Source organism: Priestia sp. YIM B13490 (genome assembly GCF_042787735.1).
Lineage (GTDB): Bacteria > Bacillota > Bacilli > Bacillales > Bacillaceae_H > Priestia > Priestia megaterium.
Window position 1 is genome coordinate 48,669 of sequence record NZ_JBHZOT010000014.1, and the last position, 25,740, is coordinate 74,408.

Consider the following 25,740-nt stretch of genomic DNA (forward strand, 5'->3'; position numbering starts at 1 on the left):
TGTATGTCGCGTTGGGAGTGATCTTATATAGGTATTAAGCATCCAGACATCGTACGAGGAGTTGCGACTCCTTTATCATTTGGAGGGTGAATTTAATTCCAGTTTAAAGAAAGGATGAAAAAAATGTTCAATCAGAGCACAACAAAGAATCAGCGACACTCTTTTGCGGTGGGTGTCGAATATGGACATGAGGATCTTTTTTTAGAATTAGAGCTAGGAACGTTCCATACGACTCCTCTTCATGCTCAACGGATTGCGAACAGTGTTAACAGTATTATTCTTCTGAAAGATCACATGGTCGTTATTTTTAAAAATGCTGAATCTATCACGATTAATGATGATTTTCTCAAACACGCATATAAGTTCAGAGTGTGTACCAAGCCTAAGTTACCGCCTCTGGAATTATCAGCCCTTACTCATCGAGAGAGAGAGGAGTTTATCCGAAATCAAGCGTATATCATAACCGAAGAGGATATGAAAGAGGTTAACTGGGATATCAAAACAGCTTTTCATTACCTTCAACAACAATATGATGCACGGGATCAAGCCTACTTTTCGTTTTCACTGAGTTCCTCTTATGTGATTCCACTATCAACGCACATGCAACAGGAGGTACAACATGCAACCTAATAAATCAATTAAATATATCGTCGCTGAGAAACAAGTACTTATTCCTTTAAGTGCTTGTTTTTTTGTGCTTATTTTTCTAATTTTAAACTTTTTATTCAATACGCTGCGAAGTCTCATTCAGACCACATTTAGTGATGTGTTTGATCCGCAGCCGTTTCATTTGTCCCTCTCGTTTTTATGGCAAATGAACACAGGTCAGTATGCAGCGATTTACTGCATGATGGTACTCATCGCCTGCTTACTGACGGCCAAATTAACGTATGATGTACGTTCTAACTTCAAAGACTTGAATCAAAATCAAAAAGGGTCTGGACGCTTTACGACACGTCGAGAACTGCAGAAACAATATCGAAAAGTACCAGAAAAAACTGAGCATTATCCAGGCGGAGGCGGTGTTCCGATCTCTCGTATCACCACACGCAATCTCATTCATAACTGGCACGACTATCAAAAGTTAAAGGGGATGGATAAATTGGTAAAAGCACATCAACTATTTACGACTCGTAGTCATTTATTAATTGACGATACACCGGTGAATAACTTGATTATTGGGATTACGCGATCAGGAAAAGGAGAAACCTTTGTCATTCCAGCGATTGACGTGTATTCAAGGGCTGAGAAACAGCCTTCCTTGATCCTCAATGACCCCAAGGCAGAATTGCTTGCAGCGTCCAAAGAAACGCTTGAAAAAAGAGGCTATCACATCGAAGTATTGAATTTGTTAAACCCGTTAGAATCCATGAGCTATAACTTGTTGGAAATGATTAAAGAAACGTATAAGGACGGAGATTATTCAACTGCCCAGGCACTTTGCAATACGTTATCGTATACGCTTTATTACAATCCAAATGCCAAAGATCCCTTTTGGCAACAATGTGCGATGAGTCTATGTAATGCCATGATTCTAGCTGTAACAGATAAGTGTATTAAAGAAAAAACAGAAGAAAAGATTACGATGTACACGGTAGCTAATATGTTGTCAGAGTTAGGATCAAAAGAAGTCGTGATTGATAAAAAAGGAAATACACAAAATGCACTGGATATGTATTTCGATGATTTACCAACGAATAGTGTCGCAAAAATGCAATATGCGACATCAAACTTCTCGAAAGGCACAACACGGGGCGGTATATTTACCCAAACAATGAATGGCTTATCTATTTTCACGTTTGATGAAATCGCGAAAATGACGGCTAAAAATAGCGTGGACTTAAAGCGTGTAGGCTTCGGGAAAACCTTGAAAGGAAAAGCCATGCCTCTTACCCGTTTAGAGGTGACCTTTCCCGATGGGAAAGTGGAAAGTATTAAAACGGATGCCAAAGGTTTATTTGAACTTAATTTTACAAGTGAGATTAAGCCAAAAGAAAACGAAATTCGGATTGCTGAAAAAGTGAACGACCAGATTGTCACCGATCATAAAAATGAAACGGTTGTATCGGTCTATAATATAGACCGAAAAAAAGGAACCACTTCTTTTCGCGTAGAGAAACAACATCCAGACATCCATGTAAGCGAAGTGACGTATTTTACAAAGCCAATTGCGATCTTTATGGTTACACCTGACTATGATTCTAGTAATCATGTGATTGCCTCTATTTTTGTGCGTCAACTGTATTATGTATTAGCTAAAAATGCGTCGCTGGCTAAAGGAAATAAGTGTTATCGTGAAGTGGTGTTTTTACTGGATGAATTTGGAGTGCGCCCATACGGGCATATAGAGAATCTCCTTAGACAAGAGATGGGAGTCTGTGCTTAACCTAGTTACCACCTTGCTTACCTACAAGGGGAAACCCGGAGGGGACCAGAGCATGCAAGGAAAGCCCTAAGTTACCAAAATGACCTAGGTACGACTGAAGGGCAAGGTAAAAAATGTTGTGAACAAGGATGAAGGCTAAACTGCTTCAACCATAGTCCAAAGTGGAGTATCGTCGCCCGAAGTGAAGGGTCATTGAAACGCTTCGCAGTCAAAGAATGGAAATGTTGCCGAAGTTTCCATTGAACATACGTAATACGTATGGCAGACCAACGACTGACTAACTTGAATAACAAGTAACGGACGAAAGTGGCATCCGACATCATAACGAGTCTAGTCTCTATATGTACTAAATGGGGATTACCTAACCTGGAGCGCCTCGTAAGGAGGCTATTGAGGATGATACCAAGTGTAAAAAGCAAGGTATGTGGCTCATGAAAATCCAATATGGTAACGGAGTTCTCGTAGTAGTCAGAGCGAGGGAAAGCCTCGTACAAGGCGAAGGAGAACAGTCTTTTCGACTAATATTAAATTGGGAAGGGGCGTGAGGCTCTTGCGAAGCCCAAAAATCGTATTAGAAAATCTAGCATCTCACAGTAACAAAGCAGGATATAAATACAAGAAGTTATATCGAAATCTGTATAATCCATTATTTTTCCTTGATGCCTATCAAAACATATACGCCAGCGAAGGAAACATGACTGCTGGAACAGATAGAAAGACCATTGACGGAATGTCTACAAAAAGAATCTCAGGGTTAGTCGATAAATTACGAGATTCTTCTTATCAGCCACAACCAGTAAGAAGAGTTTATATTCCAAAGAAAAATGGAAAAAAGCGTCCATTAGGCATACCTTCAGTAGAAGATAAATTAGTTCAAGAGGTCATCAAAAACCTATTAGAATCCATCTATGAACCGACTTTTAGTAAGTTCTCTCATGGCTTTCGCCCTGAAAAGAGCTGCCATACAGCTCTGATTCAGGTTAAAGGCACATTTACGGGGAGCAGATGGTTCATTGAAGGTGATATTGAAGGTTTTTTTGACAATATTAATCATCATATTCTTATCAATATCCTAAGGAAGAGGATTGATGATGAACAATTTATTTCGCTTATATGGAAGTTTCTTAGAGCTGGTTACTTGGAAGATTGGAAGTTCCATAAGACGTTTAGTGGTACACCACAAGGTGGTATTCTTAGCCCTCTATTAGCAAATATCTATCTGAATGAATTAGACAATTTTATGAGTAGGTATAAGTCAACTTTTGATATAGGAAAAGCTAAAAGGACAAATCCAGCTTATTCTAAAATCCAGCATCAGATAAGTGGGGCTAAGAAAGAACTAAGGGGAGCTAAAGAAAAAGATGGAGTACGGGAAAAAGAGTTGAGTAATAGGATACGCCAGTTATTAGCTGAAAGAGAACGCACTCCCCAACGGTATCCAATGGATGAAAACTACAAACGAATTCAATATGTGAGATACGCAGATGACTTTCTGATTGGAGTCATTGGGAGTAAGGAAGATGCGTGCAGAGCAAAGAAAGACATAGCTAATTTCTTGAAATCTGAACTTAAGCTAACGTTATCCGAGGAGAAAACACTTATAACAAATACGAGGCACAAGGCACGATTTTTAGGTTATGACGTTAAAGTTGGGAGAGATTTTCAATCTAAACGACGAAGTGATGGAATAAAAACAAGGGCATTTTCATTAAAGTGTGAACTATATATGCCTACTGATCTTGTTTATAGTCGCCTGTTTAAAAAAGGGGTAATAAAGGTCAACCAAAAGACAGGACAATGGAAACCAATGCACCGTCCAGAGTTAATTAAACTGGTGCCTCTTGAAATTTTAAGGAACTATAACGCCCAAATACGTGGAACCTATCAATATTACCAACTGGCAGTAAATGTGTGCCACTTAAATAGTTATAAGTATCTTCTGGAATACTCTATGTATAAAACCTTAGCGAATAAGTACCGTACGACTTTAGGTAAAGCTAAACAGAAATTTATGGTGAACGGCATATTCCAAGTCAGTTATGAGACAAAGTCCGGCAAGAAAACGGAAGTGCTTTATGATAAGGGCTTTCGTAGGAATAAAACTCCTATAACTAAAAAGGATATAGAAAAACTTCCTTCGGAAGTATCCTACCAATCTCGAACATCACTTGTCCAAAGATTGATGGCTAATCAATGTGAATGGTGTAAGGCTGAAGAAGGCTCAATGGAAGTTCATCATGTTCGAAAGTTAAAGAACCTTAAAGGGAAAAAGAAATGGGAAAGACAGATGATAGCAAGGAACCGTAAAACAATGATACTTTGTCGAAAGTGTCATCGTGACCTGCATAACGGGAAGCTAGACTGAAGAGATGGAGAGCCGTATACCTTGAGAGGGGTACGTACGGTTCGGGGGGGAGTTCTCGGAAACCTAAGACTGAGAGGTCTTAAGGCGCCGGGTTCTTACCCTACAATATGCCTGCAATTGAAGGAATGGCAAACATTATCACGGTTTGTTTAGGACGAAATATACGCTTTAATTTAGTCATTCAAGCGTATCCGCAGCTCAAAAATAAATATGGTGAAGACGCAGCTACTATTGAAGGGAACTGCGGAAACACCATTTATATTTTAACGAATAACTATGAAACAGCACAAGAAATTTCAAAGAAGTTAGGAGACGGGACCATCAATTCTACGTCTCGAAGTGGAAAGACCTTATCAACTGATAAAAATAAGACGGAGGGTGTGGATGCGAAGCCATTATTAACACCCAATGAGCTGATGGAACTGAAAGAAGGAGAAAGCGTCGTGGTGCGTGTCGTCAAACGTCAAGACCAATCACGCCGCCGTATTAAGGCTCATCCGATTCATAACACGGGGAAAACGGCTCTTAAATACCGATGGGAATATCTTGGAGACGATTTTAACACGGATCGTTCGCTGCTAGACATTGATATTGAATCCTTGCATAAGGAAGTGAATCCAAGAGAATTAGTCATTGAAAACTTCTTCTCTTTCCAAAAACAAGCCAAAAAAGACTCAGAACCAGTGAAAGAAGAACACCGACAAGAAGTAGTTACCGAGGAGAAGGATCAGCCCTTTGTCGATGTGAATCGTGAAAATTGGAAAAGTCAAACAGTTGAAGCCTTCTTTTCATTGGATGAAGGAGTATGGACATACATGCAAACCACAGTGGCTCCTTCCTTAGATATTCCACTTGATGTCTTTAAACGACAATCAATGGGTGCTTTTTATGATGAGTTTATGGGATCAGCCTATGCGAATCAGCTAGATGAACAAGATCATCAGCTCATTGAAGATACGATTAATAAGATCTTAATAAAATGTGAACAAGACACAGAACATGACAAAAAATAACATAATTTAAAGGAGGAGAAACGGGATGAGAGCTATCTCAAAAGAATTAGAACAGATGTTAGAGGCGTATTCGCCCCTTGTACAGGAAGGGAGACAGATCGCAATCGGCTTATTAGATGGCACTGTCCATCTTGAAAAAGGAAGAAGAGGAGAAGCACCGATTCAAATTCGTGTTTCTCTTCTCGATCAGCGATTAAATATGACAGTAGATGCCTTATTTCAAGGATTGTAAAGATGTAGAAAGGAGGCAAGAGAATGAAAGATGAAGAGATTCTGAAAAAGCTACATGAATTTGCTGATTACCTTGATAAAGGAAATATTGCTTCGTATTTATTGAGAAAAATAGGGTGGGGCATTATACAAGTACTATCCTTCCTTGTGGACAGTTTAGAAGGGATTACAGACAATGTATTAGGCATTAAGCTCTTTTTCAATTCACCTGCAATTCAAGATTTCATTAAAGAGATCCAGCCGTTTCTCTATATCTTGTGGGCATTTTCCTTCTTGTATATCGGTTATATGTTAATCATCCATAAAAAAGTCAATCGAGAACAAATCATGATTAACATTTTTATTTCAATGGCTGTGTTGCTTTTATTAAACACAGGTATGGTAAAAGCTGATAAGTTTACCGATCAAGCCATTGATGCGGTGGATTTAAACGGTGAAAGTACGGCCAGTGAAAAGATTATTAAACAAAATATAACCGATGTCGCTCAATTTGATGTGAATGGGTGGAAAACACCTGAACTGAAAGAATCAAATAAAGTGCCACAAAATCGTATTGATCTAATTGATATTACCGAAAAGATTGATGGGGACTTTAAGGTCAATGAAAAAGATAAAATTTCAGATGAAGGAAAGAAAATCCTTACCCATAAAGCCGCCGTTACCCCTGACGGAAAGGAAGGGCTCGTAGAGCTTGAAAATGGATGGTTTGATTTCTTTCCAGAGCTTTATTATCGATGGCATTGGAACTTTTGGACGATTGCCATTTCCCTTTTTGTCACAGGTATGACGATGTTGTTTACATCTATTAAATTAGCAAAGTTATGCTATGAGCTAGGGTTTAATGCAATTTTGGCCCAGTTAGTAGCCCCTGCGGATGTAGGAGATGGACAAAAGTTAAAAACTGTTCTACAAAACATATTGAATACGTTCCTAGTGATTATTATGATTTTCATTTCGATGAAAGTCTATCTGATAGGCATGACTTATATAGCTGAACACACAGAAGGTGTCACAACGCTTATTCTTCAGATTGCCTTTAGTATTGCAGTTGTAGATGGACCGGTCATGTGTGAGCGTCTCTTCGGAATTGATGCTGGACTCAAAAGTGGTTGGGGTGCTGTCGCAGGAGGTCTGGCGATGATGAAAGGAATGGAAAGTACCATGAATGGTGCGAAAGGGACGTTCAAAAATGCAGCAGATCTTGCAAAGGGGATTGGAGGTCTTGGAAAAGGTGCAGCTAGCAGTACTCTTCAAGCTGCCGCAGGTGTTGGGGGACTTAGTAAAGGATTAGTAGGAAGTAAAGGGAATAATGGACAACAATCAAGTCTACACGAAGAAATGAAAAAAGCAGGAGTTGGAGGAGGAAATGGAAAAGGAAACGATGCTTCTAAAGGACAACAGGGAGGGGATAAGAAGCAAGGAGCCGCACCAGGCAAAGAAGCCGGTCAACAAGAAGGTGGACAAAAAGGGGATGTTAACTACGCCCAAGGAAAAGGAGAGCAACAAGGAAATACAGCCATCGCAGGAAATGGAGGAGCTTCTCTTCACGAAGAAATGCAGGCCTCTGGTTATGATGACGATAGCTCAAGTGAAGGAACATCATCTAGTGTAGAAAACGGAGGAGCTTCTCTTCACGAAGAAATGCAGGCCTNGAAATGCAGGCCTCTGGTTATGATGACGATAGCTCAAGTGAAGGAACATCATCTAGTGTAGAAAACGGAGGAGCTTCTCTTCACGAAGAAATGCAGGCCTCTGGTTATGATGACGATAGCTCAAGTGAAGGAACATCATCTAGTGTAGAAAACGGAGGAGCTTCTCTTCACGAGGAAATGCAGGCTTCTGGCTATGATGACAACAGCACAAGTGAGGAAACATCGTCTAGTGTAGAAAACGGTGAGGCTTCTCTTCACGAAGAAATGCAGGCTTCTGGTTATGATGATAACAGTACAAGTGAGGGAACATCGTCTAGTGTAGAAAACGGAGGAGCTTCTCTTCACGAAGAAATGCAGGCTTCTGGAAATAGTGGCAGCCCAAGTGAAGGCAGTTCTTCTATAGGAAGTGTAAGTACACCTATTCAAGAGGAGATCCAAACTTCCGGTTATAGTGGCAGCCCAAGCGAAAGCAGCTCCTCTATAGGAAGCGTAAGTACACCTATTCAAGAGGAGATCCAAACTTCCGGTTATAGTGGCAGCCTAAGCGAGAGCAGCTCTTCTATAGGAAGCGTAAGTACACCTATTCAAGAGGAGAACCAAACTTCCGGTTATAGTGGTAGCCCAAGCGAAAGCAGCTCCTCTATAGGAAGCGTAAGTACACCTATTCAAGAGGAGATCCAAACTTCCGGTTATGGTGGCAACCCAAGCGAAAGTAGCTCCTCTATAGGAAGCGTAAGTACACCTATTCAAGAGGAGATTCAAACTTCCGGTTATAGTGGTAGCCCAAGCGAAAGTAGTTCTTCTATAGGAAGTACAAAGGTTCCTTCATCAATAAATGAACCTTCTATTACGATGCCTAGAGACATGGATCAAGCACGAAGACAAGTAGCAACTACCCAAGAACCTCGTCAGGTAAAAGAAACCATCAGGCAAGATCAGGTTCCTACTTCCACAAGCGATATTCCAATGCCACATCAACATCGGACAGAAACACGGAATATTGCCCAGGTCGTGCGCGATAATGTTAAAGGAAAAATAGGAAACGTCAAGAACCGAATTGAAAGCTCACCAACACTTCATAAGACAAAACGTTCATATCAAATTGGACGCAATACAGGGCAAGACTTACGGAACTTGGGTTCCAAGAAGAATAAGAAATTAGATGAGAAGTAACCGACGTTACTTCTCTTTTTTATGGAAAGGAGATTCATAGATGGCAAACTACACAATCCCCAAAGAGATTTCAACGGAATTGAAGATCAATAAATCCCTTTATTTATTTGATTTGCTGTTTATCATCGGCTTATTGCTTTTTACAATGATGTTACGCTATTTTATTCATCCAATGCTCCATATTCCGTTTTATGTGTTTATGAGCATATTTGGTCTAATTATGATTCTTCGACCTTTAACTAATCCGCAAAAACGGATGTATGAAATTTTATTACTTACGATGGTGCGTAAGAAAAGCACCTATTGTGCGATTGATCGGGATCAAGAATAAAGGAGGCTTACCAAATGGCTATATTTGATGAAAAGGAGATACAAAAGCAAACAGCACGCTCCCAGAAAAAGCTTTTTCCTTTTAGCCGTGAAGGATCAAAAGGAGAAAAGAAAAAGAAGAAGGAAAAATCGCCAGAAATTAAAAAAAGTGTAACAGATATCATTCCTATTATCGATCAAACCAAGAATGGCCTGTTTGAACTGAAAGAAGAGGGAGGCTATTTTGATATCTGGCAAATTCAAAGTACAGATGTCAATTCATTAAATGAGGAAGATGCGAATCGTCATATTTATATGTTAGCGAAAGGCTATCAAGGGGATGAGAAGTCTCTCAAAGTGGTGTCCTTGAATTTACCTGTATCGACCCAAAAACAACAACAGTTTTTACAGAAGAAAATCCAACAATCAGAGGATGCCTTGTTCTTACGGTTTCTACAGAAAAAACTAAAGGAACTGCAATATTTAGAGTGGGGGCGCACCAATCGTGAATACTTCCTCTTTCTCTATGGTGATAAGGAAACGGATGTGATCGCCCGTCATGCGCAATTCATGCGTGATGTTCAATCGGTTTTGCCTTTATCAACCGTATCACAAGAAAAGAAAATTGATTTGCTTTACAAACTTTATAATCAAAATGCCAAGCTCGGCAATAAACAATAGAGAAGGAGAATACGTAATGAATAAAAAAACAGAGAGCTTTACTCATATGCTGAAGCAAGTAGGTGGAACGAAACTCGTTATACATGTAGAAAAGGGAAACATTAATCCTCTTCAAGTAATCCATTCCAAGATTTAAAAAGGAAGAAAGGATGAAAACAAAAAATGATAAAATACGCTATTAGATTTCACAATAATAATCATGACGCTCATTTAATTTTTCATGCAGCACCTAGTTCAGAGGGACATCCACTTTGTAAATATCAGTGGTATCTTACGGAAGATAAAAATTTAGTGGGCAAGCCGATTGAAGATGAACAATATGAGAGTTACATCATAAGAACTGAACGAGTAAAACAAGAAGGGCATGAAGGTTTGTATCTATATTGTAAATTTACCTATATAGATACAAATAAGGAAAATAAAACAGAGTTTATAAAATTATTTTCTGATGTTAATAAAATCATAGATTCTGGTACAGTTTTTGACGAAATATCAAAATACGATGAAAACGGTGAAATAACCTAACTTTTACAAAAAATCCAATTTAAAAAGGAAGAAAGGATGAAACATAGATGATAACTTTGCCTTTTCGTAAAAAAGAGAAAACGCCTGAACAAGTCAAACAAAAGAAAGGTTATAACCCACACTTAATTGCTCAAATTCAACCGCAAGGAGGCGTTAGTTTCAAAGAAAATGTGACACGCAATGGTGACGGTTATACGACATGTGTCCATGTATACGGATACCCAACCAACGTGAATAACTTCTGGTTAGCTCCGATTATGAATATGCCGAATGCTATTACAACCCTTGATGTGATCAGCGACAATCGAAAAGAAGTCGTGGCAGCCATTAGTAAAAACATGAGTGAACAAAATGCACGTCACATCAATGCGAAAGAAAACATTGATCGGATGGATGCCCAGGAACAATATTTAGATATGAAAGACTTGTACCGGCATGTGGTGAATGGCGAAGTCATTAAACGTGTTCACCTTCGTATTTACCTTGCAGCTAAAACGATTCCTGATTTAGAACAACACGTCAAAGAAGTCATTCATCACCTTGAAACCCATAACTTCCGAGGATCGATTTTCTTAAATGAACAAGAGTATGAATGGGAATCGATGGTCACGCCTTTTCATATTCAAAAGAAATACCCCAATAGACGGAAAGGAAAGGAAATCCCCGCACTTGCGTTAGCCGGAGGGTTTCCTTTTCATTTTATGAAACTAGATGACCCTTACGGAACATACCAAGGGACAACAGGCACAGGCGGCAGCGTCATTTTTGATTTGTTTCATAAAGATGAACAGCGAAAAAGTTACAATGCGGTCATGATTGGGCGCATGGGGGCTGGGAAATCGACCTTCCTCAAAAAAGTCACGATGGATAACGCGATCAAAGGCTATAAAATTCGAGGATTGGACATTGTGGGCGAGTTTAAAGATCTTGTCAAAGAGCTAGGAGGAAAGCAAGTATCGTTGGATGGTTCAGAAGGGCAAATTAACCCCCTACAAGTTTATAAGACGGATAAACGAGAAACGTTAAGCTTTACGCATCATGTATCCAAGTTAACGATTTTCTATCGGTTTATTGCACCTGAAGCAACAGACGCTGAACTTAAAGAATATGAAAACCTTCTGCGAAAGTTTTATATTAAAAGGGAATTATGGGATGAAGATAAAGGCGATGATAACACCATTACAAGTCTTCGTCCCGAAGAATATCCCACGTTTAGTGATTTTTTAGCGTATATTCGCCAAGAACTCTATGCGGATCGTGAAAAGAAAGTACATCACGCCCATTTAGGAGAAGGACGCAAGAATCGATTAGAGCTAATGGAGTTGCATATTACGAATTTAGTAGAAACCTACGCCAAGTTATTTGATGGGATTTCTACCATTGATAACTTTTCAGAAGAACAAATTGTATTCTTTTCTCTTCGACACTTATCAAGCTTAAAAAGTGAAATCTTCCAAGCACAGCTGTTTAATGTAATGAACATGTTATGGGATAACATGCTTCAACAAGGAGCACCTCAAATGGAAGCTTACGGACGAGGCGAACTTGCCTTTGAAGATGCCATTCGTTACCTCATTGTGATTGACGAGTCTCATCATATCATCAACACAAGAAAGGGGAATGAACATGCCCTACAGTTTCTAGGGAAATTCAGCCGAGAAGCTCGGAAGTACTTTGGCGGATTAATCTTTGCGAGTCACTCTATTCGGGATTTTGTGCCAGAGGGTTCGGATCAAACAGCCGTCGAGGAAATCAAAAAATTATTTGAATTTACGCAGTACAAATTTATCATGCAACAAGACCGAAACAGCATTGAAACGATTCAACGTGTTTTTGGAACGGGGATTACATCCAGTGAACTTGAGGAGATTCCGAAGCTTGCCACAGGGGATGTGATCTTATCCATTGATGCCGTAAAAAACATTCCTTTCCATATCGAAGTGGATGAAGAAGAGAAAGCTCTATACGGAGGAGGTGCGTAAGCCTTGCATGTCGTTTTGCATCTCATTCCTAAAAAATATTTGATTGGAGGCGCGTTGATCCTGTTAGGATTATCGGGCCTCTTACTCATGGGAACATTCGTTGCGATTACAGGTGGATTTGAAAGCCAGAATGAACAAGGAGAAGTAACAGAAATTGAAGGTGGAGGCATTGGCGTAGGGACGGCTAATGTGTCATCAGAGGTCATGAGATATCAACCTTTGCTTGAAAAGTATGCTCAAAAGCACGGGTTAGATACTTCGTATGTGCCGATTATGATGGCACTCATGATGCAAGAAAGTGGCGGACGAGGAAGCGATCCAATGCAAAGCAGCGAGTCCTATTGTGACGGTACGGTTGGCTGTATTAAGAGCCCAGAATTATCAATTGATAAAGGGGTTTTACACTTCAAAAGTGTACTGGAAAAAGCGAAATATGATTTGAAATTATGTCTACAGAGTTATAATTTTGGCCCCGGATTTATCAATTATGTCATGAAAAATGGAGGAAAGTACACCCCAGAGTTAGCGATTTCCTTTTCGCAAATGCAATACCAACAAGTCAAACACACCGGAAAGTATCACTGTGTGCGTCCTGAAATGATACCCTACGGGGCATGCTACGGCGACGCATTGTACGTTTCTGCGGTATTGAAATATTACACAGGAACGATTGCAGCTGATGGAAAGCCTACAACTCCTTCAGGTGGTGGAAGTGGAAGTAAATCCGGTGTGAAAGTCATTGAAGCAGGTGAAACCCTCATAGGAAAAACACGTTATGTTTTCGGTGGAGGGCGCTCTCAATCTGATATTAACGCAGGACGTTTTGATTGTTCAAGTTTTGTGAGATGGGCGTTTGAACAGGTAGGTGTGAATGTCGGTCCACTGTCTGGTGTCACAACCGATACCCTTAAAACGCAAGGGCAAGCGATCAATCCAAAAGACATGAAGCCCGGTGATGTGGTGTTCTTTGATACGTATAAGATAGACGGCCACGTGGGTATCTACGTCGGTGATAATAAGTTCTTAGGTTGCCAAGGAAAAACGGGTGTAGCTATTGCGAGTATGGAGAAGGGCACCTACTTTGGTGACAAATTTAACGGACGTGTAAAACGATTTTAAAGGAGGATGTAGGATGAAAAACAAAGCTGGTGTCATATTATTTGGAGCGCTTGCCCTTGCAATTGCAGGCGTGACCATTTGGAATATCTACCTCAATCAGAATATCTCTCAAGCGACAGCTTCGAAACAACTTCAAGTCACAAATGACACATTAAAACAGAAAAATAATGAATTGAAAAAGCAATTGAATGAGGTGCTTCCTTCTGCGCAAGAACAACAAAAGCGAGCGTACCTAGATACAGTCAAACAGTTTATTGATGTGTCCTACCATCGTGAAAAAGAAGGATTTGAGGAGCGGAAAAAGGTTGCTAAAGCCATTATGGACAAAGAACTTTATGCGCAATTTTATCCAACAGAAACCTTTGATTATGGCAATACGTATAGTTCCAAACCAAGTGACCTTCATCTTTATGTTCAACAGTTTGATGGGGGGCAAGATGAGGTGAAAGTGATCGCAGAGTTTACCAATCATCTGGTTATCAAAGAGGAAAATGTAGACGATCAAACGCATGACATCATTCAGGTTTTATTACGAAAAGAAGAAAAGAAATGGGTCGTTTATAGTGTCGAAGAATTAAAAACAGAGATCTTGAAATGAGGTGAACACATTGACAATTAAAAAGAAACTAGACGATTACCGGTTTAATTTACGGAGAAAACAGTCATGGAAATACACAGCCATTTTAGCCTTTTTCTTTCTTGGTTTTTTGTCCCTCTTAACGTCAAAATTTTATATTCATACGGACGACAGGCTCTATCATACGAAAACGTTTGAGCCGATTTCGACGGCAGGAACGGGAAACATTACGCTTGAAGAACGTGTGTATTATCCAACAGCCCATGCATTAGATATGGTGGTGAAAATCGATCAAGGAGAGGACGAAAACCTCTCCTTTTCTGCGATGGAAAAAGCAAACCCAAACGTGAAATTACCTGTGAAAGTCGTTTATGAAGATGAAGGATATTACGTAGTAAGAGTAAATAATTTAACACCTCATTGGGAAGCACTTGCCTTTGATTTGTATCAAGAAGAGGAAGAGAATGAAACGGTGAACGTGGAGGATATGACGAGCCACTATTCAACAGATTTAGCTGAAAAAGAAGACAGTCAATCATTCCTTACAACCCTTTATTCCGATCAGACAAAGACAAAACAAGGGAAAGGAAAGAGCCTTCAACAGAAGCAAGACTATTCCCTTTTAGTAAATGCATTGGAGAAAAAAACCGTCAAAAAGAAGATGCAAAACTATGAAAAAGCGATCGCTCTAGAAGCGAAACAAAAACGTCATACGCAACAGGAAATGAATGATTTACAACGTGATATGAAGTACCAAGTAGATGAAGAAAAAGCAGATACCGAATCGAAAATCGCCATGAAAAAAGATCGTATACAGTCGAGTGATGAAACCATCGAACTCTATAAAACGGAACAAAAAAGTTTGCAAGAAAAGCTGAAAATGTTGAACGAAAAAGAACAGGATTTGGTCATGAAGTGAAAAAACGAAGGGGACTCAAAAGGGACTAGGGTTAATAAATGGAATTAAAAGGTAAAAAACCGACCTGAAAAAACGGTGTTTATGGGTGAAAAGGGGACATAAAAGGGACATGAAGAGCTTTTCTTTGACCCCATCGTTTTGCTAGGCTTTGCCTAGCCCCCCACCCATTGTGGGGGCAAAAACCCCTTATGCTCTTCTTTCTTTTAGGGGGGAGAGCACTAATACAAAAGAGAGGGAAGTTAAAATGGAAATTAAAATACGAAATGTAGATCCTATTGCGGTTAAAAAAATAGATGAACTTGCCAAGAAAAAGAAGATGTCTCGTCAAGAATTTTTAAAAGGTCAGCTTGAAACACTCACGTTATTTCAAGCAAAAACGGACAGAGAAATAGAGTTAGAGAATCTTGTTCGTTTTAACATTCAAACGGTAGAAAAATGCACAGAAGTCATGGAAACAATGAATCAATTTATCAAGGAATTAATGGAGGAGGATGAAGTGTGATGAAACAAAGGAGAATGGTTTCTTTTGATCAGAAAACAGATGAATATCTTCAAGAGTATATGAAAGAACAACATGTTCGTTTCCCCGGTGATGCGATTGCTCGCATATGTCTAGAGCATCAAATACTTAAAGAGGAAAAACAAGAAAAACAAAAACAGGTCTCAACTGTACCACCTGTAGAAGAAATTGTTGAGGTCATTTCTCAAAGAATAAATCGATTGATGGAAGCAGAGCGCCTCTTTCTACGAAATGAATGGTTTTGTATGGAAGAAAGTATGAAGCGATCCATGGTGCAAGTCTTTGAACAAGTGGAGGAGAAACAAGCTGCCAAACGAGGAGAATTGGTCGCAGCTTTTTTAGAAAGGTATAACAAATGACAGTTGCTTCTCTTACACCAGGTGTCGTGCTTAAAACGAAATTCATCACAGCTAATCAAAAAGCGTTTCAAGAATATGTGGAGTATGTTGATCGTGAAGAAGCTCAAAAAGAGGAGAGTCATGAACAACGTTTTTCTCATTATCATGATTATATGGATAACCCTGAAAAGACCTCTGCGTTGTTTACTAAACAATCTGATCAGTTAAATAAAGAGGAGAAGCAACATTTGAAGTTCTTGTTTGAGACCGCACAAAAAAATCAGAGTATCATGTGGCAAGATGTCATCACCTTTCATAATCCGTGGCTCGAAGAAAACGGGCTATATGATGCACATACTCATACAGTCAATGAACAAAAGTTAATGCATGTGACCCGTCAATCAATGGAGGAAATGCTTAAAAGGGAAAAGTTAGATCAGTCGGCTGTTTGGTCGGCTGCTATTCATTATAATACCCAAAACATCCATATTCATATTGCCACCGTAGAGCCAGATCCTACACGCAAACGAGGAAAACGAAAACCTCAAACATTAGATGCAATGAAGTCTAAAGTAGTGAATCAAATCCTAGAGAGGGGCGATCATCAAAAAGAAATTAATGAGTTAATTCGTGCGCACATTGTAGATAGAAAGAAACAAGATTCCTCGATGACATGGAAAAACCGTCACATGAAACCTTTGTTTCTACAAATTTATAATCATCTACCGGTTGATAAAAGACAATGGCATTATGGATATCAAACAGTAAAGCCTCTTAAACCTTTAATCAATACGTTAAGTCAACACTATATTGAAAAACATCATCAAAAAGAGTACCAACAGCTACTTGAAAAACTAGATGAAGAGGTCAAAGAATTAAAGAAAGCTTATGGGGAAGGAACAAACGATCAAAAGCGATATAAAGATTATAAGCAGAATAAAATTGATGAGTTATATCAGCGAATGGGCAATGCTTTTTTACAAGAAATGAAGGCTTATGATAAAAAGCAGCAGCGTGCTCAACGTCTTATCGAGCATGTGAAAACATCCAAACGTCCGAAAGGATTTCAGCAGCATGTGTCGATGCATGCATCCTTAAAAAGAATGGAACGAGCGTTTAAAAGTGAATATGAAAGTTGGAAAAATCAGCAGCATTATGAACGAATGCAGCGTGAATCACAACGTAACGGGCAACAACATTATGAGGATGAAAGGAGTTATTAAGATGACGAAACAACGTATGAAACTATCATTAACAGAAGAAGCAAAACACTATATTCAAACGTATATGGAAGAGCATGATATTGGGTTTACAGGCGATGCCATCTCTCAAATTTGTCAGGAACACAAGGAACAAAAAGCGCAAGAGTGGTCATTAAAGTATATTAGTGAAGTTGTAAGTCATAACCTGCATGATGTATTAAAAGAGGAGCTTAAGAAGATTCGCCTTGGCACAAATGCGACAGATAAAAATACGCAGATTTTAATTGAGTATATGAATGGATTGTTTGCTTTTCACGGCTTTAAAGGGCTTATTACTACTGGAATGCGAGAAATGGATAGTACGAGAATTGCACGAGAGACGGTAGAGGAACGTATTGCTCATCAGCGACAAAAACGGATTGATTGGGAAGAATCGAGAGGGAAATCAACTTCTACTCAATAATGTTACATTCATTAGTATTTTAAAAATAGAGGAGGAAAAAGAGATGTTATTTCAAAAAGATGTGGTGTTGGTATCGATTAAATGGATTGGCGAAAGGAGTGCCATTGTACGGTATCGTGATCAAGAAGAGGAAGTGTTTTTTACACCAGAAGAAGCGAAAGAGTTTCATCAATATATTAGTCAGGGAGGTGATATGTTGGTCCCGATGAATATCAAAACGAAGAAGCTCTTTGTCGAAGTAGATGAACCTTGGGATGAACAAGAATTAGAGGAGTTAAAAGAAATCTCGTATCAAAAGGAGAACGAGAACCATGAGTAAAGGATATGTGAAAAAATTAGCCGAAGAGAAGCGAAAAGAAATAGAAGCACTCACCAAGGATATGGACAAACGTGTCGAACAGCATTTTCATTCACCAGAAGACTTAAAAGAGTATCTCTCTTTCATGGGCAAGTTCCATCAGTATTCTTTATCAAACACTCAACTGATTCAGCAACAATTCATGGGGGCGCAAGCTGTTGGATCATTTGCTTTCTGGAAAGAAAAAGGATTCTCTGTCAATAAAGGAGAGAAAGGAATTCAAATTCTGGTCCCAAACAAAACTGTTCCTAAGTTTCAAGATGAAAAAGGAAAATGGAAATCAATTAATAAGGCAACTCCTCAAGAAAAGAAATTAATCCAAGAAGGGAAAAAAGATGTCACACCGAGCCGATTGTATTTTTCAGTCGGCCATGTTTTTGATGTGGTCCAGACGAACGTAAAAGCGAGTGATTTACCTTCCATCTTCCCGAATCGTTGGCTAGAAGGAAACGTGGAAGATTACAAAACACTTTATAAAGGGATGGAAGCTATCGCAGAAAAGAACGGCATTGCCATTATTTCACCCAAAGAGGAATTAGGGAGCGCCAAGGGTGCGAGCTATACGCTAACAAAAGAAGTAGCCCTCAACCCTCGAAACTCTGAAAAACAAAATGTGAAGAGCCTGTTGCACGAATTGACCCATGCCAAGCTTCATACAAAAGAAACACATATGAACTATACGGCGGCAGAAAAAGAGTTTCAAGCTGAAATGACAGCTTATACCGTTTCGTCTTACTTTGGAATCGACACGAGCTCGTACTCCCTCGATTATCTGTCGAACTGGACGAAGGGGAAAACCTTTGAAGATAAAACTAACCTGTTAAAAGAAGTACATGAAACATCAGCTGAGTTTATTGGAACAATTGAAGATACCTTAGTGAAAGAAAGAGAAAAAAATCGGTCTCTTGAAAGAGAGGCAGATGACCAAGAACCTCTTTCTCCTCAAAATGTGTATAAAAAATTGAAGGAAGGATATGAGGCTTATAGAGAAAAACAGCAGAATGAATCTTTGGATGACGTAAAGAGTGTGTTCGAACGCGTAAGAGCCGAGGAAACCTATTATTCAACCCAGGTCAAAGCCATTAAAAATGGGTGGATGACGAAAGAAGAAGTGATAAAGCTTGAGCATCAACTGGATTCTGTGACGAAGAAAAATGAACAGGGAGTCATAGATGGTCAAATTCAAGAACAGCCTCTTACTTTTCAAACACGTCATGAAGTAGGGCATCAGCCGTATTTTCAAAAGCGAACAGGTACCGTCAAAAAGAAAAAAGAAGAACAAGAACTCGAAAGGTAAGGGAGCATAAAAAGCTCTCTTTTTTTATGCCTAACTACTATTTAAATGGGGGAAGTAATGATGAAAAAAGTGACATCTCTTTCAAATGACAAATTTAACACCCTTATTGCGGATAAACGAGCCTTAAAAACGTTCATGAAATATCCACAGAATGAAAAAATTGAGGCAGGATGGGCAAATATCAGTGGTGAACAGCTGCTAGAGATTCCTTCTGGAGTCATCTACCTCACGCAGTCCGCATTAGGCGAAAGAAAACCGCAGGTTTTATTGGTATCGACAGACGAAAATGGACAAAAACAAGCGTATGAAAGTGACACAACACTTGAGTTTTTAAAGAGTCATGATGTCAGTCCTGTGTTGCCACAAGATCGGGACCAACAGCTACAAGTGAGTTATCGAAAGTTGTTAGAAGCACACGACCAAGAACAGCCTCAACAGGTAGATAGTATGTTGGCCCGTGTGAATGCCGAAAAAGACTATGTACAGTTAAAAGGGCTGGCGTTGAAAGAAGGCACGTTTACAAGAGAACAAGTGGATGCGATGGAGTCTCGTGTATCCGTTCATTACTACGATCAAAAACAAGCGAAGGAACAAGGAGACTACCAGGAGGATTACAAACAAGAGCTTCTTCAAGAATTGGAAAAGCCACGTGATGAATCACAGTATAAAGCAGCCTATAAACAACAGTTGCTTTCACAGTTAGGGATCACCCAAGAAAAAACAATAGACAAAGAACCATCCAAGCAAGATGAGCAGGAAAAACAAGCAGCTGTTCAACCACAAGCGAAAGAAGAAACACCACAGGAGAAAGAGCAGCGTTTGGCCAAGATGAGAGAATTTGAACAAAAACATTCGTTTGATAAGGTTTATAAGTTGAAAAAAGAAGTTCTGAGGGAATTAAAAGGGTTAGATTTGACGGATTCGCAACGTGAAACGTTAACCAAATTGGAAAAAGCCCTAGATACGGAGAAAAAGGATCATGACCAACAGAAAAAAGAAGAGAAATCAAAAAATGGCTTTGTGAAATTTTTTGCACGGAAGAATGGAGCACATTCTAAGACAAAACAACAAGATTCCCATGAAGTAGAACGTTAAAAAAAGCAAAAGATGGAATAACTAGAGAGGGATGAATCCCTCTCTTTTTTCATAGGGTGAAAAGGAGGAGGGAGTGAGATGGAAAAACGCCTTTATGTCCAAAAGGAGGAGTCTATGAAAGCCAGAGACGTCGATTTGTTGTCGTATTTGGAAGCCAAAGGCGAAACATTTATCAAAGAAGGGCAGTATTACCGCCATACCAAGCATGATAGTCTGCTGATTAAAGGGAACATGTACGCATGGAATAGCCGAAATGAGACAGGGTATGGAGCAATCAGTTTCGCTCAAATGTATTATGGGATGTCGTTCCCACAAGCTGTCTTAGATATTAATAAAGGCGACTATAAAGAAGCTTCTCATTCTCATGAGCAACCGTCAGTTTCAACGTCAAAAGAGCCTTTTCGCTATCCAAAAGAGCTAGAGGTAAAAGACACAAGTAAGGCAAAAGACTATCTTATGAGGGAAAGACACATTGATCCTCGGTTAGTCCATTGGCTCTTCCAAAAAAACTTAATCGCCCAAGATAAACGCAACAATGTGGTGTTTAAATGGCGTGAACAGGGAGGCAAAGGAAAAGTCATTGGTGCAGATCGCCAAGGAACGATGAAGATGAAGAATAAGCGTGGTTCCTTTAAACAAGTCCTGCCCAATAACAACCCTCATACGGGGTTTTCCGTTGATGTAGGAATGCCAACGAGCATTCATTTTTTTGAAAGTCCGATTGATCTACTTTCTTATTGGAGTATACAAAGAAAGGAATTGCAGAATACACGCCTTATTAGTATGAATGGGTTAAAACCGAAAACCGTTGCGCAGTCGTATCTTACAGCTCGGCGTGAAGGACTTCCCATTAAGGAATTGATTTTAGCTGTGGATCATGACCAAGGAGGAAAGGGATTTATCAAGAAAATGAAACAAATCGTCAATGCCGATCTCCTTAAAGAGAAACTACCGTCTACAGGTAAGGATTGGAACGATGAGTTGAAAAAAGGGGCGAAAGAAAAGCCGTTTTCCAAATACTTTTCTCCTTCGCGAACCAAACCCAACGAACAGGAGCGTTCCATGAATGGATAATTTTATCATCAGCATCGGATGTTTTCTTGTTTTTGTTCTTATATGTAAAAGCTTTCTTTTTCTTTATCAAGTTCTTCGAACACGTAAACAGCAGAAGGCCTTATTAAAAGCTGATATGCCGTATATTGATAAAATGGATGGGCGGCAATTTGAAATTTATCTACAAGTTCTTTTTCGACATTTAGGCTATCATTCAGAAGTAACAAAGCAGTCTGGAGACTTTGGCGCTGATTTAGTTATGGAGAGAGATGAAAAAATTGTGGTTCAAGCCAAACGGTACGGCTACAAAAATAGAGTCAGTTTATCAGCTGTGCAAGAGGTATACGGGGCGAAAGCCTATTATCGAGCAAACCAAGCATGGGTGGTGACTAATAGTTATTTCACCAAACAAGCCAAAGAGTTGGCAACTGCATGTGATGTAAAGTTGGTTGATCGTGAGGATCTGCAAGAGCTCATTTGTGCTATTAATCCCACGTTCGAAGCAAAAAAAATCTATGAAAATATCACACCAGAAGCACACAAGTGTCCAACGTGTGGTAAGCAATTAGTAGTGAGACAAGGAAAAGGAGGTCGCTTTTTTGGCTGTTCGTCTTTCCCTTCTTGTCGTCATACAGAAAAAATAAATAAGTGAGAACAGACCTTACAGTTGAAGGTCTGTTTTTTTGTTAAAGGAGCCGATGTTATGAGTTCATATACCATTTATAAAACATTATGTGATGTGATCGATCAAGCTTATTCCTTGGAGAGTTATCCTGACAATAAATTCAAGAATTTTTTTATCGATATTAAAGTGAAAGAGATGAAATCCATTCATGGACGATATTATCCGCACAATAGAAAGATTGAAGTTTTTAACCTTTCAAGACCAAATGGGCATACCATTGCTACGACGCTTCATGAAGTGTCCCATCATATAGACCATTGTTTACGCAAAAAAAGTGATCACTCAAAGACTTTTTATGAGATTTTTCATCAGTTACTTGTAACAGCTATTGGAATGGGGGTTATGTCAAAACAAGATATCTTAACAGAACGTGATAGTACAGATAAGAAATGGTTAGAAAAACATTTTGGTGACATCGATGAATGGGATATTTCAACTTTAGATTATAAGCAAGATTCTTGCTTTATCAAAGTATATCAATCATTTGCAATGAAGGATAAATTGAAAAATCGAGGCTATAAATATAGCTCCTTAGAGCAAGCATGGGTGAAGGAAATGAGTGCTTCTGAAGCAGAAGAGGAAAAATTGACTGTAGCTCAATGGATTGATGAAAAGAATATCCAAATGGAACAGGCCAATACAATTAAAATCGAGTCTTATTATTATTTGTGTGTTTCCAATTGTTACGATCATAAAGCCTATTTAAAAGAAAACGGCTTTATGTGGAATGGATATGGAATGAAAAAGGCTTGGGTCAAAAAAATACCTTCCCAATCTTTAAAATTAGAAGAAGCAAAACTTCTTAAGCTGCCTAATATTAAAGTGAAAGTAGCAGCAAAGAAATAACCCTTCTTCTAGATACTGAAATTTGCATCGAATGAGTAGTTTAGTTATACGCAAAACAAAAGTTAATTTCGTCAGAGAGCGTTTTTTAGCATGGAAAAGTCATCAAGTGTATAGATTTTTATTTATAAATGATTGTGACGAGAAAGCATCTTTCGAAAGATGCTTTTTTCCTTTTATATAAAAAAGAGGAGAGTTTTTATGAAGAACATTTTTATGAAATCAATGACCGTTCTTACATTACTAATGGTCGCATTATATGGAGTTAATGGAGGAAAAACAGAAGCAGCAAGCAAATCAGTGAATCAAGATTTAATTATCATTAATAAATACTATAATAAGCTTGCGTATTTTCACGATGGAAAGTTAGAAATGGTGGATCCCATTGCTACAGGTAAGACATGGGAGAAAACACCGGTTGGGTTCTTTAAAATCGTCAATAAAATTAAAAATCGTCCTTATTATACAGGACATATTCCTGGCGGAGATCCCCGAAACCCATTAGGGAAACGTTGGTTAGGGTTGAATGCCAATAACACATATGGCGATACGTATGGCATTCATGGCAATAGTAATGAAAACAGCATTGGAAAATATGTGAGCCAAGGTTGTGTGAGAATGCATAATGCTTCTGTTGAAAAGTTATATGATAAGGTTCAAGTAGGTACACCGGTTGCGATTACCTATTCGTATAAGAGTTTTGTAGAGTTGACGAGCGTGTACGGTTATGAGTTCAAAGGTTATGATTTAAAAGAAAAATAATCAAAAAGCAGTATTCTCATGCGCAAATAGCATGGGAATACTGCTTTTTATTTTGTCTCTTTACCATATACCCCTTATGATAGAAATAGATGAAAAATATGGTGAGAGGAGAGCATAATATGCGCGCAAAGATTGAAAAGGCTAAACATGTATGGATGTTTGAAGCTACGGGAGAGTTCTATGCTCATGAGGTGAGTCAAGACAGAGCAAAAAGAGGTTTTTTTCTCTGCCCCTCTTGTGAAGTAAAAGTACATTATAAGCATGATCATTTCTTTTCTCGTGAGCATAAACGAAATTGTACCTATGTGAAAGAACAATTCAAGAAAAATGTTACTAGGTAAAGGAAGATTCAGTGATTTTATAGGAGAATCGGGAGAAAAGGGGGAAATCTATATGAAGAACCATACTTATCAAAATGGTCGTCTCATTCAAACCAATAAAAAATTTTCAGCATTAAAGCAAAAGCAGAAAGAGTGGATTACAAATGAACTAAGAGACCGATATATTAAAATGATCAAGTATCCAAATGTCAAACTGCGTCCAAATAAACGAGATCAAATTCTAGATGAAGTATATGATCTCATCATGAAAAAAGAAATATGGATACCTTATGATGAAGTGGAAAAACATTACTACAGTAAAATTTCTTCTTTTGTTCGGGTTCACCGAAAACAGTTTGGAAATCAGATTGAAGATGGATCGGCTCAAACAGAATAAGGTCATTAAATCATGAAAAAGGTGTACGTTTGTACACCTTTTGATCTTTTATAAATTAAATAAACTAAAATTTTTAGAAGTGTTTTCTGGATACTTATGGTAAAAACTCTTTATTTAACAGCTTCTTTTAATTCTTTTCCTACTTTAAAACCTGGAACCTTAGTTGCTGGAATCGTTATTTCTTCCCCTGTTTGAGGGTTACGACCTGTACGCTCTGCACGTTCACGTACTTCAAATGTGCCAAATCCTACTAGTTGAACTTTTTCACCTTTGGCAAGGGTCGTAGTAATGGTTTCAAATAACGCTTCTACAGCTTTTTTTGCCTCTTGTTTTGTTAATTCTGACTTTGAAGCAACTGCCTCAATCAATTCAGCTTTTTTCATAGATAATACCTCATCTTTTCGTATATAGAATATGTAGATTAAAAATATAGCATATGTTTTGTGAAAAGGCCAAACATAAGTTCTTTTCTAAGTGTAGAAAAATGTTTTACAACAAGAAAAGGAGAAATGGGAACCCATTTCTCCTTTAGTATACGTTCAGTTAGAAGGATCTTATTATCGGATGTTTTTGCCACCAAGTTGTTGTTCCGCCATTTGCACAAGACGTTTTGTAATCTCTCCACCTACAGATCCATTTGCACGGGCCGTTGTATCAGGACCAAGATTGACACCAAACTCACTAGCGATTTCATATTTCATTTGGTCAATTGCTTGTTGAGCACCATATACTAATAGTTCATTTGTATTGCTATTTTTATTGTTTGCCATTGTATGCAACTCCTTTACATTTTATAAAGTTAAAATGTGTAAAAGAAGGATAGTTTATTCATAAGATGAGAAATTAATTTTAAAAAGCAGTTCAGTTCATAAAAATCATGAATTTTATCCTTTGTGCTTGTTGATGACAAATGATTATTTTTCCTTTTCTATTTCCTTACTATTTAAATCATAAATTGTTTTAATGATAAAATCATCTTCGAACATTTAAATGCTCCCAATCCTTTTATAAATACTACAGAAGTTTATTAAAGAAAGTTATTCTTAATGAAAAATGTTGATGATTATTCTTAATATTAAATGATAAAATTCAAAATGTTATCATTCCATATGAGTAAAAATCCTAGCATTTCCCAAAACTATAGGCTGAGCTTTTTACCTCTGTGTTTAGTACATGGTTACTGTCCATCTGAATTAAAGGGTTTTTTCTTTCAAGTGTCGAACGTAGCAAGTTATCGGGAAGGGGCTGTAAATATGAATCTAAAAGATCAATTTTATGAAAATGAAAAAAGAATAGCAATTACTAGAAAATTAATGGAGAATGCTAGGGAAAGGAATAAGTTATCTTCGGAATTAGAGAAAGAATTGGAGAATTTAGAACTTCAAAGAAGAATGAGGCAATTAGAAATGGAAAGTAAGTTACTAAAACAGCAAGAAAAAGAATTAGGGTAATTACTATAGAGTATCCATTGGGGG

General features: G+C 38.4%; 26 protein-coding genes and 3 pseudogenes. 27 read left to right on the plus strand and 2 right to left on the minus strand.

Annotated elements, in window-relative coordinates; all coding sequences use genetic code 11:
* Positions 1-123: 123 nt before the first annotated feature.
* The 26 genes and pseudogenes from ACFX4R_RS25350 (at position 124) to ACFX4R_RS25475 (ending at position 24,265) form a co-directional block, all read left to right on the plus strand.
* A complete protein-coding gene (locus tag ACFX4R_RS25350; protein ID WP_377570869.1) occupies positions 124-630 on the plus strand; it encodes a hypothetical protein in 507 nt (168 codons plus the stop codon).
* A pseudogene (locus tag ACFX4R_RS25355) lies at positions 620-2,335 on the plus strand (VirD4-like conjugal transfer protein, CD1115 family); the annotation flags it as partial. The gene ACFX4R_RS25350 and the pseudogene ACFX4R_RS25355, both read left to right, overlap by 11 nt.
* Before the next feature lie 601 nt (positions 2,336-2,936).
* Positions 2,937-4,751 (plus strand): reverse transcriptase/maturase family protein, encoded by a 1,815-nt coding sequence (locus ACFX4R_RS25360; RefSeq protein ID WP_377570871.1) that lies wholly within the window; start codon positions 2,937-2,939, stop codon positions 4,749-4,751.
* Positions 4,752-4,855: 104 nt separating this feature from the next.
* Positions 4,856-5,375 (plus strand): annotated as a pseudogene (locus ACFX4R_RS29455) (TraG/TraD/VirD4 family protein); the annotation flags it as partial.
* Positions 5,376-5,789: 414 nt separating this feature from the next.
* Entirely contained in the window at positions 5,790-5,996 is a 207-nt protein-coding gene (locus tag ACFX4R_RS25370) for a hypothetical protein (RefSeq protein WP_055990018.1), read from the plus strand.
* A 23-nt stretch (positions 5,997-6,019) separates the two neighbouring features.
* Entirely contained in the window at positions 6,020-7,708 is a 1,689-nt protein-coding gene (locus ACFX4R_RS25375) for a pLS20_p028 family conjugation system transmembrane protein (RefSeq protein ID WP_377570876.1), read from the plus strand.
* On the plus strand, positions 7,651-8,820 hold the full coding sequence (locus ACFX4R_RS25380) for a hypothetical protein (RefSeq protein ID WP_377570878.1): 1,170 nt from the start codon (positions 7,651-7,653) through the stop codon (positions 8,818-8,820). Before ACFX4R_RS25375 ends, ACFX4R_RS25380 begins: the two co-directional genes overlap by 58 nt.
* A gap of 40 nt (positions 8,821-8,860) precedes the next feature.
* Positions 8,861-9,151, plus strand: a complete 291-nt coding sequence (locus ACFX4R_RS25385) for a DUF5592 family protein (protein ID WP_180896634.1) — start codon at positions 8,861-8,863, stop codon at positions 9,149-9,151.
* Positions 9,152-9,165: 14 nt separating this feature from the next.
* On the plus strand, positions 9,166-9,810 hold the full coding sequence (locus tag ACFX4R_RS25390) for a hypothetical protein (protein ID WP_180896635.1): 645 nt from the start codon (positions 9,166-9,168) through the stop codon (positions 9,808-9,810).
* Positions 9,811-9,972: 162 nt separating this feature from the next.
* Positions 9,973-10,335, plus strand: a complete 363-nt coding sequence (locus ACFX4R_RS25395) for a hypothetical protein (protein WP_377570881.1) — start codon at positions 9,973-9,975, stop codon at positions 10,333-10,335.
* Positions 10,336-10,382: 47 nt separating this feature from the next.
* Complete coding sequence (locus tag ACFX4R_RS25400) at positions 10,383-12,317, plus strand: VirB4 family type IV secretion system protein (RefSeq protein ID WP_328257249.1); 1,935 nt, start codon at positions 10,383-10,385, stop codon at positions 12,315-12,317.
* A 3-nt stretch (positions 12,318-12,320) separates the two neighbouring features.
* Positions 12,321-13,436, plus strand: coding sequence for a bifunctional lytic transglycosylase/C40 family peptidase (locus tag ACFX4R_RS25405; protein ID WP_377570884.1), 1,116 nt, complete (start codon positions 12,321-12,323; stop codon positions 13,434-13,436).
* Positions 13,437-13,449: 13 nt separating this feature from the next.
* The gene (locus ACFX4R_RS25410) at positions 13,450-14,034 is read left to right on the plus strand and encodes a MerR family transcriptional regulator (protein ID WP_377570887.1); all 585 of its coding nucleotides are present in this window, start codon (positions 13,450-13,452) and stop codon (positions 14,032-14,034) included.
* A gap of 10 nt (positions 14,035-14,044) precedes the next feature.
* A complete protein-coding gene (locus tag ACFX4R_RS25415; protein WP_377570889.1) occupies positions 14,045-14,932 on the plus strand; it encodes a hypothetical protein in 888 nt (295 codons plus the stop codon).
* A 244-nt stretch (positions 14,933-15,176) separates the two neighbouring features.
* Entirely contained in the window at positions 15,177-15,434 is a 258-nt protein-coding gene (locus ACFX4R_RS25420; protein ID WP_155660827.1) for a hypothetical protein, read from the plus strand.
* Complete coding sequence (locus ACFX4R_RS25425; RefSeq protein WP_377570892.1) at positions 15,431-15,811, plus strand: hypothetical protein; 381 nt, start codon at positions 15,431-15,433, stop codon at positions 15,809-15,811. Before ACFX4R_RS25420 ends, ACFX4R_RS25425 begins: the two co-directional genes overlap by 4 nt.
* Entirely contained in the window at positions 15,808-17,013 is a 1,206-nt protein-coding gene (mobP2, locus tag ACFX4R_RS25430) for a MobP2 family relaxase (protein ID WP_377559012.1), read from the plus strand. The genes ACFX4R_RS25425 and mobP2 overlap by 4 nt, the downstream gene beginning before the upstream one ends.
* Position 17,014: 1 nt before the next feature.
* Positions 17,015-17,455 carry a hypothetical protein gene (locus ACFX4R_RS25435; protein WP_207372123.1) on the plus strand — a complete coding sequence of 147 codons (441 nt, stop codon included), beginning with the start codon at positions 17,015-17,017 and terminating at the stop codon, positions 17,453-17,455.
* Between the two features lie 43 nt (positions 17,456-17,498).
* The gene (locus ACFX4R_RS25440; RefSeq protein WP_050691675.1) at positions 17,499-17,774 is read left to right on the plus strand and encodes a hypothetical protein; all 276 of its coding nucleotides are present in this window, start codon (positions 17,499-17,501) and stop codon (positions 17,772-17,774) included.
* Positions 17,767-18,867 (plus strand): annotated as a pseudogene (locus ACFX4R_RS25445) (ArdC-like ssDNA-binding domain-containing protein); the annotation flags it as partial. The gene ACFX4R_RS25440 and the pseudogene ACFX4R_RS25445, both read left to right, overlap by 8 nt.
* 303 nt (positions 18,868-19,170) lie before the next feature.
* Positions 19,171-20,205, plus strand: coding sequence for a hypothetical protein (locus ACFX4R_RS25450; RefSeq protein ID WP_377570895.1), 1,035 nt, complete (start codon positions 19,171-19,173; stop codon positions 20,203-20,205).
* Between the two features lie 78 nt (positions 20,206-20,283).
* A complete protein-coding gene (locus ACFX4R_RS25455) occupies positions 20,284-21,279 on the plus strand; it encodes a toprim domain-containing protein (protein ID WP_377570897.1) in 996 nt (331 codons plus the stop codon).
* Positions 21,272-21,910, plus strand: coding sequence for a restriction endonuclease (locus ACFX4R_RS25460; RefSeq protein ID WP_377559016.1), 639 nt, complete (start codon positions 21,272-21,274; stop codon positions 21,908-21,910). The genes ACFX4R_RS25455 and ACFX4R_RS25460 overlap by 8 nt, the downstream gene beginning before the upstream one ends.
* Before the next feature lie 51 nt (positions 21,911-21,961).
* Positions 21,962-22,789, plus strand: a complete 828-nt coding sequence (locus ACFX4R_RS25465; protein ID WP_377559018.1) for a hypothetical protein — start codon at positions 21,962-21,964, stop codon at positions 22,787-22,789.
* 198 nt (positions 22,790-22,987) lie between these two features.
* Complete coding sequence (locus ACFX4R_RS25470; protein WP_377559020.1) at positions 22,988-23,548, plus strand: L,D-transpeptidase; 561 nt, start codon at positions 22,988-22,990, stop codon at positions 23,546-23,548.
* Between the two features lie 393 nt (positions 23,549-23,941).
* Positions 23,942-24,265, plus strand: a complete 324-nt coding sequence (locus ACFX4R_RS25475) for a hypothetical protein (RefSeq protein ID WP_377559022.1) — start codon at positions 23,942-23,944, stop codon at positions 24,263-24,265.
* A 110-nt stretch (positions 24,266-24,375) separates the two neighbouring features.
* On the opposite strand, the gene ACFX4R_RS25480 is transcribed toward ACFX4R_RS25475, so the two are convergent.
* Together ACFX4R_RS25480 and ACFX4R_RS25485 are read right to left on the minus strand one after the other, a co-directional pair.
* Positions 24,376-24,672 (minus strand): HU family DNA-binding protein, encoded by a 297-nt coding sequence (locus ACFX4R_RS25480; RefSeq protein ID WP_370511592.1) that lies wholly within the window; start codon positions 24,670-24,672, stop codon positions 24,376-24,378.
* A 150-nt stretch (positions 24,673-24,822) separates the two neighbouring features.
* Positions 24,823-25,035, minus strand: coding sequence for an alpha/beta-type small acid-soluble spore protein (locus ACFX4R_RS25485; RefSeq protein WP_034656103.1), 213 nt, complete (start codon positions 25,033-25,035; stop codon positions 24,823-24,825).
* A 483-nt stretch (positions 25,036-25,518) separates the two neighbouring features.
* Between ACFX4R_RS25485 and ACFX4R_RS25490 the strand changes: the two genes are divergently transcribed.
* Positions 25,519-25,716 (plus strand): hypothetical protein, encoded by a 198-nt coding sequence (locus ACFX4R_RS25490; protein WP_377559024.1) that lies wholly within the window; start codon positions 25,519-25,521, stop codon positions 25,714-25,716.
* Positions 25,717-25,740 lie beyond the last annotated feature (24 nt).

Excerpts from the sequence above, each read along its gene's own strand:
- ACFX4R_RS25455 (WP_377570897.1), top strand. The coding sequence starts at position 20,284 with ATGGAAAAACGCCTTTATGTCCAAAAGGAGGAGTCTATGAAAGCCAGA.
- ACFX4R_RS25475 (WP_377559022.1), top strand. The coding sequence starts at position 23,942 with ATGAAGAACCATACTTATCAAAATGGTCGTCTCATTCAAACCAATAAA.
- ACFX4R_RS25370 (WP_055990018.1), top strand. The coding sequence starts at position 5,790 with ATGAGAGCTATCTCAAAAGAATTAGAACAGATGTTAGAGGCGTATTCG.
- ACFX4R_RS25490 (WP_377559024.1), top strand. The coding sequence starts at position 25,519 with ATGAATCTAAAAGATCAATTTTATGAAAATGAAAAAAGAATAGCAATT.
- ACFX4R_RS25400 (WP_328257249.1), top strand. The coding sequence starts at position 10,383 with ATGATAACTTTGCCTTTTCGTAAAAAAGAGAAAACGCCTGAACAAGTC.
- ACFX4R_RS25435 (WP_207372123.1), top strand. The coding sequence starts at position 17,015 with ATGACGAAACAACGTATGAAACTATCATTAACAGAAGAAGCAAAACAC.
- ACFX4R_RS25450 (WP_377570895.1), top strand. The coding sequence starts at position 19,171 with ATGAAAAAAGTGACATCTCTTTCAAATGACAAATTTAACACCCTTATT.
- ACFX4R_RS25485 (WP_034656103.1), bottom strand. The coding sequence starts at position 25,035 with ATGGCAAACAATAAAAATAGCAATACAAATGAACTATTAGTATATGGT.
- ACFX4R_RS25410 (WP_377570887.1), top strand. The coding sequence starts at position 13,450 with ATGAAAAACAAAGCTGGTGTCATATTATTTGGAGCGCTTGCCCTTGCA.
- mobP2 (WP_377559012.1), top strand. The coding sequence starts at position 15,808 with ATGACAGTTGCTTCTCTTACACCAGGTGTCGTGCTTAAAACGAAATTC.
- ACFX4R_RS25390 (WP_180896635.1), top strand. The coding sequence starts at position 9,166 with ATGGCTATATTTGATGAAAAGGAGATACAAAAGCAAACAGCACGCTCC.
- ACFX4R_RS25380 (WP_377570878.1), top strand. The coding sequence starts at position 7,651 with ATGCAGGCCTCTGGTTATGATGACGATAGCTCAAGTGAAGGAACATCA.
- ACFX4R_RS25470 (WP_377559020.1), top strand. The coding sequence starts at position 22,988 with ATGAAGAACATTTTTATGAAATCAATGACCGTTCTTACATTACTAATG.
- ACFX4R_RS25465 (WP_377559018.1), top strand. The coding sequence starts at position 21,962 with ATGAGTTCATATACCATTTATAAAACATTATGTGATGTGATCGATCAA.
- ACFX4R_RS25385 (WP_180896634.1), top strand. The coding sequence starts at position 8,861 with ATGGCAAACTACACAATCCCCAAAGAGATTTCAACGGAATTGAAGATC.
- ACFX4R_RS25440 (WP_050691675.1), top strand. The coding sequence starts at position 17,499 with ATGTTATTTCAAAAAGATGTGGTGTTGGTATCGATTAAATGGATTGGC.
- ACFX4R_RS25420 (WP_155660827.1), top strand. The coding sequence starts at position 15,177 with ATGGAAATTAAAATACGAAATGTAGATCCTATTGCGGTTAAAAAAATA.
- ACFX4R_RS25460 (WP_377559016.1), top strand. The coding sequence starts at position 21,272 with ATGGATAATTTTATCATCAGCATCGGATGTTTTCTTGTTTTTGTTCTT.
- ACFX4R_RS25350 (WP_377570869.1), top strand. The coding sequence starts at position 124 with ATGTTCAATCAGAGCACAACAAAGAATCAGCGACACTCTTTTGCGGTG.
- ACFX4R_RS25395 (WP_377570881.1), top strand. The coding sequence starts at position 9,973 with ATGATAAAATACGCTATTAGATTTCACAATAATAATCATGACGCTCAT.